The following is a 12,586-nucleotide window of genomic DNA, read 5'->3' as shown; positions in this document are numbered from 1 at the left end:
GAGTTTCAGCGCGGGGCGAGCCTGAAGCTGCCATCCTTGAATGTATTGGCCGCGTTGGTCACCATATTGCTGTCCGGAAATCCATTACGCTGGGTCGGACTCCAGGTATAGTTGGCGTAGACGCCGTGGAAGTCCTTAGTGTTTTCGAGTGCCTTTTGGATTGCAGCAGGTTCAGTGGAGCCGGCGGTCTTGGCAGCATGCTCGATGATCTTGACGGTGTCATAGCCCATCGCAACCCACCAGAAAAGGACATCGATCTCGCCGCCGCCCAGCCTCGGTCGCATCTTGTCGGCCAGGGCTTGGGTGAGCTCAGGCAACTTGCCGTCGGTGCCGTAGGTAGTACTCAGGTAGCCGGAGGCAAACGTGTTCTCCCAATATTGAGGCTTATTGAGCAATTGTCGGATTTGCGAGGCCATTAACGCAGGGTGACCAACGACCGGCACATTCCAGCCCATGTCGCCACGGGCATTGAGCAGCCTTGCGAGTAGACCGGTGGCGGCCGACCACGGCATCACCACATCAGCACCGGCTGCACGGGCCTTGGACATCTCGTCGGAGAGATCTGTCTTGTTAGGATCTACCAAGACCTTATAGACCGGCTTGATGCCCACTTTTTCAAGCAACTCTTGCGCGGTCTTGGCGCTTGCGGTGCCATAGCCGGAAGTGTCGGCAATGATCGCGACTTTAGTCTTCTTCAGTGTGTCCAAGGCGTAGTTATTTGCCGTCGAGATCCATTGCCGGTTTGTGTTGATGGCGCGAAAGGCGCGCGGGTACTTTGTTGCATCGGTCAGCTCGTCGATTGAGCCGATCACGATGTTTGGCACCCCGGCGCGCGCCAGGATAGGTGTGGTTGCGAGGCCCTCGCCTGAGTTGACCGGGCCTATTACGAACTGGACCTTGTCGCTGAAGGCGAGTTGCTGCGCGAAATTGACGGCTTTTGTCGGATCGCCGGCAGTATCACGAGTCAACAGTTCGATTTGCTTTCCGAGAATACCCCCGGCCTTGTTGATCTCTTCGACGGCAAGTTGGACGCCTTGATTTTCGGCCACCGCTGCGGACGACAGTGGTCCAGTGAGAGAAGAAAGCCACCCAATCTTTACCGTCTGCGCGAAAACGCCACTACTCACTGCCGCCAAGCAGGTCAGTATGATCAGTCGATTTACAAGTTTTGTTAAACAAAATTTCATGATGTCTCCAAAATGTGCTTTGAACCAAGCCTCTTGTGAGGATCTTTGTTAGGCATTGCCAAGATTAATTAAACATCCGTCCTACTGCTTAACCAATCATGAAAACCCTAGCATTGGTTTGACAGACAAAACACTTTGTCTGTATGGTTCAAGTGGGTTCTGTCGCGTTAACCGCAGTTGAACGTACGTCGGACTGGGTGCGTGCCAGTCCCTCAAACTAGACGGATTTGCACTGCCAAGCTCACCGCCTTTGAAGCAACGCTGGAGCAGGCCCTTACGGCCGACTCCAATCGAGCCAAGCACGGCAGGCGCACAGCCAAAGCGCTGTTTGTTCAAATCCAGGCGCAGGAGTACCGGGGTGGCTACAGCGCAGTGACTGACTTCACCCGCGCCTGGCGCGAGCTGTCTGGTAAATCCAGCACGAAAGCGTTCGTGCCCTTGAGCTTCTAGCTGGGTGAAGCCTTCCAGTTTGACTGGAGCGATGAAGGTCTGCTGGTGGGCGGCGTGTTGTACAAGCTGCAAGTGGCGCATTTGACACTGTGCGCCAGTCGGGCCTTCTGGCTGGTTGCCCTGTCGTTGAAAGGCGCAAAGTATGACCATTGGGTCAACAGTCAAGACAACTTCAGCCTGTCGCGGCCTATTCGCTGGTCACCCCCATGTCGCTGCAATCACGTGCTCCAGTCCTCACCCGCTCATGCCACATCGCGCAGTTCCTGCACACGCCCGCCGCTCTGTGCGTCTCGGATACTCAGCAGCGCCACCAATGTATTCGCTAGAAGGTCGTGCCAATTATGGACTTGGAGAACGTCAGACGGTCGATGCAGTAGGGTGCAGGTGCTGACTGTCTCCACTGCCACCAGACAAATTGGAAGCTTAAGCCAACGCGCAGCTTCGAGTACGGCCTTCTTCCAGCCTTCCAGACCGATGAATCGGAACTCGTGAATTCCTCCCAACTGGATAACGTCAGACCCGCCTTTTCCTTGAGTGACATTGATGAGCCCGCGCACAACCGTGCTTTCGGAACGGGACTCTACTGGCGTCATAACCACATTGACTGGATCGTGGTCAACAACGGCAACCCTGACTACATGTGCGTTGAATGGAATCTCCTCATCTTCCACCTCCACAATGAAATCTTCTTGCTTCCGATATATGAAGCGCCGCGCAGGATGCGTATCAACACGCTCATCTTCTTCGATTTTCAAGAGCTCAGCGGCCAAATTTGGTGACGTCGCCATTGCGACGGCGACACGGTCCAGGAGTCGCGAGCTGCTCTGCACTGCGGCCACAGTTTCGTCCACAGCCTGTTGCTCACCGTCATCCTGACGGCGCAGACTTGCCGCGAGACCATTGCGCACTCCTGCATGTCCGAAGAAGTCTGCTTGAGGTTTGACCGGTACTCCTGAGTTCCAAGTGGCTGACTGCTTCCGCTGCGCTGCCGACGACCAATCGGAAAAATTGATTGTCGAAGTTGGATGACAGCTTCCGAGTTTTTGGCATCGGCGGCGAATGCCTGCTTCCGGCAAAGTTGAAGGTCGGCTTTCGACAATCCGTTGGATTTCTTGGGGTTTCGGCGAAAGGCCGGTACCAGTCTTCAGCCGTCATTGGCATGGGGCTCGTCGTTTTTTCCGCTTGAACGACGGCAATGCAGCGGGACTGCCGCTCAAGCGTGAATCGTCAGTGACTCAATGACAATTTACTGGCAAGTTTCCTGACGTTTGAATGCCGATGTGGGTGACGAACGAAAATATTGGAGACAATGCGGTACTGGTGAAATATCTAAACCAGTTAAATAAAAAAGGAAATTTGAAAATGGCAACTGCGAAAAAAATGGCCCCAAAGGCTGCGGCAACTCCAAAGAAGGTAACGGCTCCTGTTTCCAAAACAGCCAAGGCCATTACAAAACTTAGCGCAAGCATTGCGAAGCTGACCGAACGCAAAGACAAAATCAATGCGGAAATCAAAGCCTTGCGTGATCAACGTGCTGCGCTGAAAGTTGTTCCAGTGACCCCTGCGCCTGTAGCTCAAAAGGCAAAGGCTGCCCCTAAAGGTGCAGCGCCAAAGAAGGCGGTAAAGCCTGCTGCTAAGAAATAATATTCTTTAGCGACACTGTTGCTTTGCAGAAAAGACCCTTCGGGGTCTTTTCCTTTTTCCCAAACCAATTGCCATTCATGCAGCCGCTTATAAAACTCCGCCACAGTTAGACTTTGAAACTAGATGCCTTTTCTTGGCACCTTGCGGGTAGCGTAAAGCGCGAGTTCGCTCGTGAAGCATGGTCATGATCACCTTCCATTCAGTGGAGGTAGTTGGGCGTGGAGTTGCTTTCACCGGCCGCGTCATCATCGTCGAACAGCCATCGCGGGAAGTCGTCCAGTCTCAGCTCCTTTCTGCCGGCTGCGACCGCGTTTGCTACCGCCTCCAGGGTCAGCTGCGAGATTTGCCGGGCTGGTAGATGCGCCAGATGGCGACGCAAGGACACATCCAGTTTGAAGCCTTTGACTGCGATGGATTTGATGGCAGCTTGCATCACTTCCGCCGCCAGCACCAGGCACTCGGATGCCGTGGGCGTCATGATGTGGAACTCCCTGAACCGGCTGCGCAAGGGCTGGTCCAGGATGAGCGCATTGTTGGCCGTAGCAATCCACGTGACCTGGCTGGCATCGAATTCGAAGAGCAGCGAGATGTCCCGCACACATTTGGCGCTCAGGGGCTGCTACCCGCACTGGCTGGGCTGATGCGACGTGGTAGGGCTTTTACCCAGCCCAAGATATCTGGACGGATCGTTCCAAGTGAGGGACAACCCCTTTTTGGCTTGTCCAGTCGTGGCAAGCTCGCGCTAAAAATTCAGGCGGTTGCCAAGCATTTCGGTAGTCTGAACGTCTTAAATAATGTTAGCTTTGACGCACGTCATGGCGAACTACTTTCACTTGTCGGCCCTAACGGTGCTGGTAAAACGACATTGATGCGGTGCATCAGTGACGGACGAGAGCGTTCGAGTGGTGACATTACGGTTAACGATTATTCAATCGCCAAGTTGCCGCCCTTTGAATGCGTACGACTAGGGCTCGGACGCAAATTCCAGACTGCCAACGTGTTTGATGACTTAACAGTCCTTGATGCCTTGGCGGTTGCACGTACACGGCTGGTTCACTTAAAGATGTGGCGACGTACTCAGACCGTCGAGCTACCGCCCGCAGCTTGGAGTATCGTGCAGACAACCGGACTAGCTCGTCTCCTTGAAACGCCATGTCGTTTACTATCGCATGGTCAAAAGCAAGCCCTTGAATTATCGATGGTGCTTGCATTGGAACCCAATATCATTCTTCTGGACGAGCCAACTGCGGGGCTAACAAAGCCTGAACGTACCGCAATTGGAGACACGTTGAAGAGCCTGGCCAATGAACATCAAATCTGCGTAGTACTTATCGAGCATGATCTTGATTTTGTTTGCGACATCAGTTCAAGGGTAATTGTTCTTCATCAAGGAGAAATTGTTCTTGATGGATCAGTGGAAGAAGTGGTTCATTCAGAACTTGTCAGAGACATCTATGCCGGGGTGGCTGCACCGACGCCGGAGTTAACCTCCGCTGAAGGAAGTGTGTCATGAGTGAAATAGTTTTGGCACTGGAAGCCCTGCGTTGCGGCTACGGTCAGGCTACCGTCATTCATGGCGTTAGCCTCAAGATCATGCGAGGGGAAGCGGTGGCGTTGCTCGGAAAAAACGGTATGGGCAAGTCAACCCTTCTCAAGGGAATTATGGGTTTCTTGCCTCGACAGGCCGGATCTATAGCATTCGGCGGAGATACATTAGTCGCCGGACAGCCCCACACGTTAGCCGCCCGCGGGATAGCCTACGCGCCTCAAGAAAAAGCGGTTTTTCAGGATCTCAGCGTCGAAGATAACTTACGTATCGCCGTGTCTGACCCTCGTCGTTTTCGTATTGGACTTGAGCGCATAGCTGGTTACTTTCCATTTATTCCGCAGCGGCTGCGCCAAAAGGCCGGAACCTTGTCTGGTGGTGAGCAGAAGATGATGATCTTGGGGCGAGCGCTAATGGCTCAGCTACGACTGTTACTTATCGATGAAATAACAGAGGGATTACAACCTTCTGTCATCGAGAGAATCTCAGGTGTTTTACAGGCTGAGCGTAACGCCTCATCCATCGCGATGCTGATCGTTGAGCAAAATGTCAAATTTGCACTCAGTACAGCGGATCGTTTTGCCGTGCTTGAGCGTGGTGAACTTGGCGAGCATGGTCCCACTAACATGCCAGATGCCTATGCACGCATCATCGCTGAGCTGGGAGTGTGAAGGTGCTGGAACTCAACACCTTTTCGATCGTTGCGCGATGTGAGCGAACAGGACAGTTGGGCGTGGCTGTTAGTAGCGCGGTGCCAGCAGTCGGGTCTATGTGCCCATACGTTATACCCGGCGTTGGTGCAATCTCCACACAATCATGGGTCAATCCGAATCTTGCAATTGACGCGCTCAAGTTGATGCAGCTTGGTGCATCTGCGCGAGATGCCCTGGATCAGGTGTTGTCTAAAGATGACGATGCAGCATTGCGGCAAATTGGAATTATTGGAAGGGAGGGAGATGGGGTAGCGTGGTCAGGCTCGAGCTGTACTGCTTGGCAGGCGCATTTTACCGGAAGCGACTTTGCTATCCAGGGGAATATGTTGCTTGGTGAGGCAACCCTTCTGGCGATGCGCGCCGCCTGGAAAAGCAACGCCGAATCTGATCTCGGAGAGCGTCTGATGCGCACGCTTGAAGCGGGTGACCGCGCGGGGGGTGACTTTAGGGGCAAGCAGTCTGCCGCATTGAAGATCATGGACAAGGAGTGGTACCCAAGTGTCGATCTGCGTGTCGATGAGCACACTGAGCCTGTAGCTGAGCTTCGCCGCGTGCTGAATATAGCTAAAGTGCAGCTATTCCCATTTATCGAAGGCATGCCGAGGAGAGAAGGGGCGTCTCGTACCCTGCCAGAGGAAGTTACGCGAATGCTACTGCACTCTCCCACAGACCGTCGCTAATCAGTGACCTTCTACCCCTGCCCCAGCATAAAGTATACGAAGCCCTTTACTGTCAGCTGCAGATGTTATTAAACCAGTGCTCATTCAGACATCCATGGCGTAGCCGTCAATAGAAGTTCCAATCCATAATATGGGTGGTAGCTTGGCTTATCATGGTCTATCAGGGAAGTCGCGAAGTTTCCGAAAATCGACGGCTGGATCAAGCGGATAAATTGGTCGGCGAATTTTCTTGAACGGAAACAATGAATAGTTCGAACTCGTAGGGCCGCCAGAGTCAGAATCGCACTCCACGATTCCCTTGCTGAGGGGCCCGAACACCGGGCGACAATACATACGGGACTTCAATAGTAGGTAGGTTTTTTCTGCTGGACTGATACCGACGCTGGTATAGATTCCGAGATCATACGGTTCAACCCGCTCTTCGGTAACGACGATCTGGGCGGCACCGATATCGAACAGTACGGTGCGCCCCATTCTGACAGTCGATCCGGTGTAGATTGGCCCGCTCACGCAAAACTCGCCCGCGCTAGTGGCCCGCACAACGCCGGTCAATACGGTCGGCGTCTTGGCCAGTCCTTGCGCCTTCAGGATGGTCTTGTTGCCGAGCGCAACCGTGACCGTGGCGCCGATACCAGCCGCCACCAATCGGGCCACCGCCTCTGCATCGCATACAGGCCCGACGGCGATATCGGTCAGGCCCGCTTGCAGCACAGCCTCCAGCACATCCATTGTGTCGCAGCTGCCACCCGACATGACATTGTCACTATGATCGAGCAACAGCACTGGCCCGGGCCCGGCGCCACCCGCAAGTTCCTGCGCGCGCTGCACCGATCGTGCAAGCGGCTCGCTGGCATAGATGAATCCCTCGCGGTCGTTCCACATCTGATGCGAAATGCGGGCCGCGACCGCATCGGCGCGATCGGAATTTCGGTCTGCCACGACCACTACCGACATGCCGGCACCTTCAAAATCAGCGAGCGAAAAACCAGCCATGATCGACACCGCCAGAATGCCGGGTTCAGCTTCGGCCGCGAGCGCCGCGTCGACCGCGCGCTGCATCGCAGCGGCCGAGGTATTGCTCATGAGGGTATGCGACAACAGAGGCAATTGTCGCCATCCGATCACGGGCACGATGCGCTGCTCGATCATATCGACCAGCAAGCGCCCCGCATGCGCTCCGGTTTCATACATATCGATATGCGGGTAGGTCTTGAAGCCGACAATGATGTCGCAATTGTCGACCATCTTTTGCGTCAGGTTGCCATGCAAGTCAAGGGCGACGCACATCGGTACGGCAGGCGCGATACGACGGATTTTTTCCAGCAGGTTGCCCTCCCCGTCCCCGGCCTGTTCCGCGACCATCGCACCATGCAAATCCAGCATGATGGCGTCACAACCTTCCGCGACGGCGGCGAGAATGGACTCGCATATCGCCTCGTAGGCTTCGGCAGCGACCGTGCCGCTGGGGTTGGCCATTGCAGCCACCGGTGTGACGACCGTGGCCCCCAGAACGGATTCTGCAATATCCAAAAACGCGCCCATTGCGGTGCGAGCGCCTTTCTGGTCGCGGTACGCGTCCTCGTTCCACATCGGAGCAAAGGCCGAAAGAGGTGTCTCGATGGGCGAAAAGGTATTGGTCTCATGGTTGAAGCGGGCGATGACAATCTTGCGTGGCATGGTGTTGGCTCCTGCTGAGGCTAAGGATGAGGCGGGTTGCGATTGAGCGAGACAGCTGCGTGCCGTCAGGCCACGCGGGTCGCGCGGGTCGCGCGGGTCGCCGACAGCATCGCCAGCAGCAGCACGTTGGCGCCAGCCTCCAGGTGCGCCGGATCTGCATCTTCGATCTCGTTGTGGCTAATGCCCTCTTTGCATGGCACGAAAATCATGCCGGATGGAGCGACCCGCGCGGCGTAGATCGCGTCATGGCCCGCACCCGATACCACGTCCATCGTCGAGTAACCGAGCGTGGCGACCGCGTCCCTCACCGCGCCGACGCAATCGGAATGAAACGGACACGGCGCAAAATGGGACACCTGCTCAAGCGCGATGCCAAGCCCGCTCTCGCTGCCGGTACGCGCAACATAATCGTGCAGATCCTGATTCATGCGGGCCAGCAGGTCCTCGGACACATTGCGAAGATCGATCGAGAATTTCACCTGGCCGGGGATTACATTGCGGCTATTGGGCATGACCTGCACCATGCCAACCGTACCGCGCCCGTATGGCGGATAGCGATTAGCGATTGCAACGACCTCTTGCATGATACGGGTCGCGACCTGCAGCGCATCCTTGCGAATCGCCATCGGCGTCGGGCCGGCATGCGACTCGAATCCGGTCACCACGCAGTCATACCAGGTCAGTCCCAGCACAGCGGGCACCACGCCTATCACGCAGCCGGCGTTTTCCAGCACCGGACCTTGTTCGATGTGGGTCTCGAAATAGGCGCCGATAGGATGTTGTCCCGGCACCTCGGTCCCGACATAGCCGATGCGCGCCAGCTCTTCCTGTACCAATTTGCCAGCGATATCGGTTGCGGCATACGCATGCTCCAGAGAGAATGCGCCGCAAAAGACACCGGAACCCATCATCACCGGAACAAAGCGCGAGCCTTCCTCATTGGTCCAAACCACCACTTCGAGCGGCGCTTCGGTCTGAATGCCGTGTTCATTCAACGTTCGAATGACTTCCAGGCCTGCGAGGACGCCGTAGTTGCCGTCGAATTTACCGCCGGTCGGCTGGGTGTCGATATGCGACCCGGTCACAACAGGCGGCCGCGTGTTGTCGTGCCCGGGGCGGCGCATGAAAATATTGCCGATCTGATCGATCGTGACGGTCATGCCTTCGGCGCGCGCCCAACCGGATACCAGATCGCGTGCCTGCCGGTCGAGGTCGGAGAGCGCGAGCCGGCACACCCCGCCTTTAGGCGTTGCGCCGATCTGCGCCAGGTCCATCAAGGCTTGCCACAAGCGCGGTCCATTGATGCGCAAGGTATCCAGAGAGAGCTCGGTTTTCATAGTGTTTGTGATTGCGGCTTGAGTGTCATAGGGCAATGCTGACACCGAGATAACGGTCTTTGACGCTGCCGTCCGCCAAAAACTCGGCGTTGGTTGCCTCGTAAACAATGCGTCCCTGCTCGATGATGTAGTGCCGATCGGCGAGCTGTGTGCAGACTTGCAGATTTTGTTCGACCAGGATGATGGGCATGCCCGCCGCCTTGATCTGCTTAAGCTGCGCCACGATTTCATCGACGATCACGGGAGCCAGGCCTTCGACTGGTTCATCCAGCATTAAAACCTTGGGGTGCGTCGTCAACGCGCGTCCAATCGCGAGCATTTGTTGCTCCCCTCCGGATAACTGCGCCCCGCTGTTTTTGCGACGCTCTTTCAGTCTCGGGAAAATCGTATAAATATCCGCCAGTTGCCATGGAGAGTCTTTGCGAGCAGCCATTTTGAGATTTTCTTCGACGCTCAACAGTTTGAAAATACCGCGATGCTCAGGAACCAGGCATACCCCGAGTGCGGCAATGCGATGGGTCGGCAATCCTGCGACATTGTTGCCCATGAACCAGATATTCCCCTGCCGCGGTGGCACCACGCCAACAATGGTTTTCAGTGTCGTCGTTTTGCCCGCGCCATTGCGGCCGAGAAGCGTGATGACCTCACCTTCCTCAACGGCAATCGAGATGCCCTGAATGATATGACTCTTGCCGTAATAACCGTGAATGTCCTGCGTTTCCAGTATCATGCGCCGCCCCCGGTAATCATGCTGCCCAGATATGCGTGGCGTACGCGCTCATCATTCCGGATCTCGTCGGGCGTGCCCTCGACCAGCACCTGCCCCAGTTGCATGACGGTGACGGTATCTGAAATATCCATCACGATATCCATGTTGTGCTCGATTAAAACCACCGTGTACTCCTCGCGCAAACCGCGGATCAGACGTTTCATGGCGCCAATGTCATCGATTCCCATGCCCGAGGTCGGTTCATCCAGAAAAATCACTTTTGGCTGCCCGGCCATCGCCATACCCACTTCGAGACGGCGCTGTTGCCCGTGCGAGAGTTCTCCTGCCGCGCGGGTGGCGACGGCGCCGAGGTTAAGACGCTTAAGCAAGACGTCCACTGTCTCAGCAGCTGCAGTAAACGACTCCGCCGAACGCCACAAATGAAAAGCCTGCGCCGGATTGCGGCCTTTCGCCGCCAAGCGAAGATTTTCATGCACGCTCAGGTTCGGAAAGAGGCTGGTTACCTGGAATGAGCGTGTCAACCCTTTGAGGACCCTTTTGTATCCCGGAAGATGCGACACCTCCTCGCCGTCAACGATGATGCTTCCTTCGCTGATCGGCACAGTACCGGTCATCGTGTTAAACAGCGTCGTTTTACCGGCGCCGTTGGGGCCGATGACCGAGTGCACGGTGCGTGGCATCACATTGAGCGTGACGCCATTGACTGCAGTGAACTTGCCGTAGCGTTTCACCACATTGACTGCCTGCAGAATCGGGACAGTCATCAATTCTTCTCCTGCTTGACGCCGGATGAATCTCTGGGAACGCGATGCGGCTTCAGGCGCTGGACAAGTTGCACGCCGAGACCCCATAGCCCTTTCTGCATGTAGAGGCTGACGGCAATCAGCAAGATCCCGAGCAGCATCAACCATCGCGGCCACAGCGTGGAAAGCCAGTCTCCCACCAGTACATAAAACGCTGCACCCAGCACCGACGCGAAAAGATTTCCGGTACCGCCAATGACCGTCATGATCAAGATCGATTCGCTGGCGTGGTATTCGATGTTAGACAGCGGTGCGATCCCGGTCAGCATTGTGTACAGTGCCCCGGCCAACCCGGTGACGGCGCCCGATATCATGAAGGCGATCAGCTTGAACGACTTGATGTCGTAACCGATTGCCGCGGCACGCGTCTCGTTGTCGCGGATCGCCAGCAGGGTACGGCCGAGCACAGAATCGGCTACACGCTGCAGCAGCGCAAACGCAATAACGAAAATAACCGCGACGGCGCTGTAGTATTGCCACGGCGTCGAAGTGGGAATCAGGGTAACACCGAACAAGGAAAGCGGCGGGCGAGGAATGTTTAACAGGCCGTTGTCGCCGCCGGTAATATCCTTGAGCGTATAAGCCAAAAAGTAAAACATCTGCGCGAACGCTAGGGTCAGCATCACGAAATAAACGCCGCGCTGGCGGATCGAAAACCAGCCGACGACCAGGGCCGCGACCGCACCGACGACCATCGCAGCCAGCAGCGCAGCTAGTAGCGGCACCCGCATATACAACAGGGCAAGCCCGGCGGCATAGCTGCCCAGCCCTAGAAAAATACCTTGACCGAACGACATCAGCCCTGTGTAGCCAAGCAGCAGATTGCATCCCAATGCGGCCAGCGCAAATATCAGCACTTCCGTCGCCAGAGAAGCCGAGCTCAGCATCGCGGGTAGCAGCAGTACGGTCACAATCGACAGGAGGAGATAGCGGTAACGCTTCAATACGTTCATTCGTTCTTTCCGCTGCGCCCGAACAGGCCATTGGGACGCAGCAACATGACAGCCGCCATCGCGATATAAATCATCAGGTGCGCGCCTTCTGGCCAGATCGTACTCATCAGGCTTTGTACTATGCCCACCAACAAGCCTCCGGCGAGTGCGCCCCAAAAGCTGCCCATGCCCCCGATGACGACGACCACGAAAGCGATCCCGAGCGCTTCAATCCCCATAAAAGGCTCCACACCGCGTATCGGCGCGGCGAGGACGCCTGCCATCCCGGCCGTCACTGCGCCAAGCGCAAACACCAGGCTGAAAATACGGTTGATATTGACGCCCAACAGCGAGACCATCTCGGTCGATTCGCTTCCTGCGCGCACGATCGCACCCAGGCGCGTGCCGTCCAGCAGCCACCATAATAGCAGCGCCATGGCAGCCGTAAAGCCAATCACGAACAGACGGTATATCGGATAGACGAAATCGCCGAGAATGACAATGCCCTGCAGCAGGGCCGGCATCGCGATGTTGTGGCCAAGCACACCCCACTGCAAAATGACGGCCTCCTGCAACACCAATGCAACGCCGACGGTGAATACGATATGAAATTCGTGCGGCAACTGGTAAATGTGGCGCAACAATATTTTTTCCGCCAACCAGGCGAAAGCACCGACACTCAGAGGCGCGAGGAGAAGCGTCCACCAGAAGTCCAGGCCCAGTTCGCCAAACTGAAAGCAGAAATACGCGCCCAACAGGAAAAAAGCGCCGTGCGCGAAATTGACGAAACCGAGCAATCCGAAAACGATGCTTAGACCTACTGCCATCAGGAAGTAAAGCATACCGATACCGATACCGTTGATAATCTGTAGCAGATATATACTCAT

13 protein-coding genes and 1 pseudogene are annotated in these 12,586 nt (G+C 55.9%); 5 read left to right on the top strand and 9 right to left on the bottom strand.

The window, feature by feature from the left end; translation table 11 throughout:
* Positions 1-5: 5 nt before the first annotated feature.
* The gene (locus B3F77_RS19110) at positions 6-1,187 is read right to left on the bottom strand and encodes an ABC transporter substrate-binding protein (RefSeq protein WP_293606484.1); all 1,182 of its coding nucleotides are present in this window, start codon (positions 1,185-1,187) and stop codon (positions 6-8) included.
* 237 nt (positions 1,188-1,424) lie between these two features.
* Here B3F77_RS19110 and B3F77_RS19105 point away from each other — a divergent pair.
* Positions 1,425-1,772, top strand: a pseudogene (locus tag B3F77_RS19105) (IS21 family transposase); the annotation flags it as partial.
* A gap of 107 nt (positions 1,773-1,879) precedes the next feature.
* On the opposite strand, the gene B3F77_RS19100 reads toward B3F77_RS19105, so the two are convergent.
* A complete protein-coding gene (locus B3F77_RS19100; protein ID WP_293606509.1) occupies positions 1,880-2,392 on the bottom strand; it encodes a hypothetical protein in 513 nt (170 codons plus the stop codon).
* A gap of 523 nt (positions 2,393-2,915) precedes the next feature.
* On the opposite strand from B3F77_RS19100, the gene B3F77_RS19095 reads away from it, so the two are divergent.
* Positions 2,916-3,281, top strand: coding sequence for a histone protein (locus B3F77_RS19095; RefSeq protein ID WP_293606483.1), 366 nt, complete (start codon positions 2,916-2,918; stop codon positions 3,279-3,281).
* Positions 3,282-3,480: 199 nt separating this feature from the next.
* Here B3F77_RS19095 and B3F77_RS19090 read toward each other — a convergent pair whose 3' ends face one another.
* On the bottom strand, positions 3,481-3,759 hold the full coding sequence (locus B3F77_RS19090) for a hypothetical protein (protein WP_293606482.1): 279 nt from the start codon (positions 3,757-3,759) through the stop codon (positions 3,481-3,483).
* Positions 3,760-3,762: 3 nt separating this feature from the next.
* Between B3F77_RS19090 and B3F77_RS19085 the strand changes: the two genes are divergently transcribed.
* Genes B3F77_RS19085 through B3F77_RS19075 form a run of 3 tightly spaced genes read left to right on the top strand, consistent with a single transcriptional unit; the run spans position 3,763 to position 6,220 of the window.
* On the top strand, positions 3,763-4,794 hold the full coding sequence (locus B3F77_RS19085) for an ATP-binding cassette domain-containing protein (RefSeq protein ID WP_293606481.1): 1,032 nt from the start codon (positions 3,763-3,765) through the stop codon (positions 4,792-4,794).
* Positions 4,791-5,498 (top strand): ABC transporter ATP-binding protein, encoded by a 708-nt coding sequence (locus B3F77_RS19080; RefSeq protein WP_293606480.1) that lies wholly within the window; start codon positions 4,791-4,793, stop codon positions 5,496-5,498. Before B3F77_RS19085 ends, B3F77_RS19080 begins: the two co-directional genes overlap by 4 nt.
* A 2-nt stretch (positions 5,499-5,500) precedes the next feature.
* On the top strand, positions 5,501-6,220 hold the full coding sequence (locus B3F77_RS19075) for a DUF1028 domain-containing protein (RefSeq protein WP_293606479.1): 720 nt from the start codon (positions 5,501-5,503) through the stop codon (positions 6,218-6,220).
* 150 nt (positions 6,221-6,370) lie between these two features.
* Here the strand turns inward: B3F77_RS19075 and B3F77_RS19070 are convergent, their stop codons facing one another.
* From B3F77_RS19070 to B3F77_RS19045, 6 genes are all read right to left on the bottom strand, one after another.
* Positions 6,371-7,897: a M81 family metallopeptidase gene (locus B3F77_RS19070; protein ID WP_293606478.1), complete on the bottom strand. Its 1,527-nt coding sequence runs from the start codon at positions 7,895-7,897 to the stop codon at positions 6,371-6,373.
* A 65-nt stretch (positions 7,898-7,962) separates the two neighbouring features.
* Positions 7,963-9,234 carry a Zn-dependent hydrolase gene (locus tag B3F77_RS19065; protein ID WP_293606477.1) on the bottom strand — a complete coding sequence of 424 codons (1,272 nt, stop codon included), beginning with the start codon at positions 9,232-9,234 and terminating at the stop codon, positions 7,963-7,965.
* A gap of 25 nt (positions 9,235-9,259) precedes the next feature.
* Positions 9,260-9,964 carry an ABC transporter ATP-binding protein gene (locus B3F77_RS19060; protein ID WP_293606476.1) on the bottom strand — a complete coding sequence of 235 codons (705 nt, stop codon included), beginning with the start codon at positions 9,962-9,964 and terminating at the stop codon, positions 9,260-9,262.
* Positions 9,961-10,728 (bottom strand): ABC transporter ATP-binding protein, encoded by a 768-nt coding sequence (locus tag B3F77_RS19055; protein WP_293606475.1) that lies wholly within the window; start codon positions 10,726-10,728, stop codon positions 9,961-9,963. The genes B3F77_RS19060 and B3F77_RS19055 overlap by 4 nt, the downstream gene beginning before the upstream one ends.
* Positions 10,728-11,720: a branched-chain amino acid ABC transporter permease gene (locus B3F77_RS19050; RefSeq protein ID WP_293606474.1), complete on the bottom strand. Its 993-nt coding sequence runs from the start codon at positions 11,718-11,720 to the stop codon at positions 10,728-10,730. Before B3F77_RS19050 ends, B3F77_RS19055 begins: the two co-directional genes overlap by 1 nt.
* Positions 11,717-12,586, bottom strand: a complete 870-nt coding sequence (locus B3F77_RS19045) for a branched-chain amino acid ABC transporter permease (RefSeq protein WP_293606473.1) — start codon at positions 12,584-12,586, stop codon at positions 11,717-11,719. The genes B3F77_RS19050 and B3F77_RS19045 overlap by 4 nt, the downstream gene beginning before the upstream one ends.

It is taken from the genome of Polaromonas sp. UBA4122 (assembly GCA_002381615.1).
Taxonomy (GTDB): domain Bacteria; phylum Pseudomonadota; class Gammaproteobacteria; order Burkholderiales; family Burkholderiaceae_C; genus Polaromonas.
Note: the sequence above shows the minus strand (reverse complement) of the source record. Positions and strands in the feature narration are given on the sequence as shown.

Coding starts and splice junctions, on each gene's coding strand:
- B3F77_RS19110 (WP_293606484.1), bottom strand. CDS start 1,187: ATGAAATTTTGTTTAACAAAACTTGTAAATCGACTGATCATACTGACC.
- B3F77_RS19095 (WP_293606483.1), top strand. CDS start 2,916: ATGTGGGTGACGAACGAAAATATTGGAGACAATGCGGTACTGGTGAAA.
- B3F77_RS19090 (WP_293606482.1), bottom strand. CDS start 3,759: ATGACGCCCACGGCATCCGAGTGCCTGGTGCTGGCGGCGGAAGTGATG.
- B3F77_RS19080 (WP_293606480.1), top strand. CDS start 4,791: ATGAGTGAAATAGTTTTGGCACTGGAAGCCCTGCGTTGCGGCTACGGT.
- B3F77_RS19070 (WP_293606478.1), bottom strand. CDS start 7,897: ATGCCACGCAAGATTGTCATCGCCCGCTTCAACCATGAGACCAATACC.
- B3F77_RS19065 (WP_293606477.1), bottom strand. CDS start 9,234: ATGAAAACCGAGCTCTCTCTGGATACCTTGCGCATCAATGGACCGCGC.
- B3F77_RS19060 (WP_293606476.1), bottom strand. CDS start 9,964: ATGATACTGGAAACGCAGGACATTCACGGTTATTACGGCAAGAGTCAT.
- B3F77_RS19055 (WP_293606475.1), bottom strand. CDS start 10,728: ATGACTGTCCCGATTCTGCAGGCAGTCAATGTGGTGAAACGCTACGGC.
- B3F77_RS19050 (WP_293606474.1), bottom strand. CDS start 11,720: ATGAACGTATTGAAGCGTTACCGCTATCTCCTCCTGTCGATTGTGACC.
- B3F77_RS19045 (WP_293606473.1), bottom strand. CDS start 12,586: ATGAGTATATATCTGCTACAGATTATCAACGGTATCGGTATCGGTATG.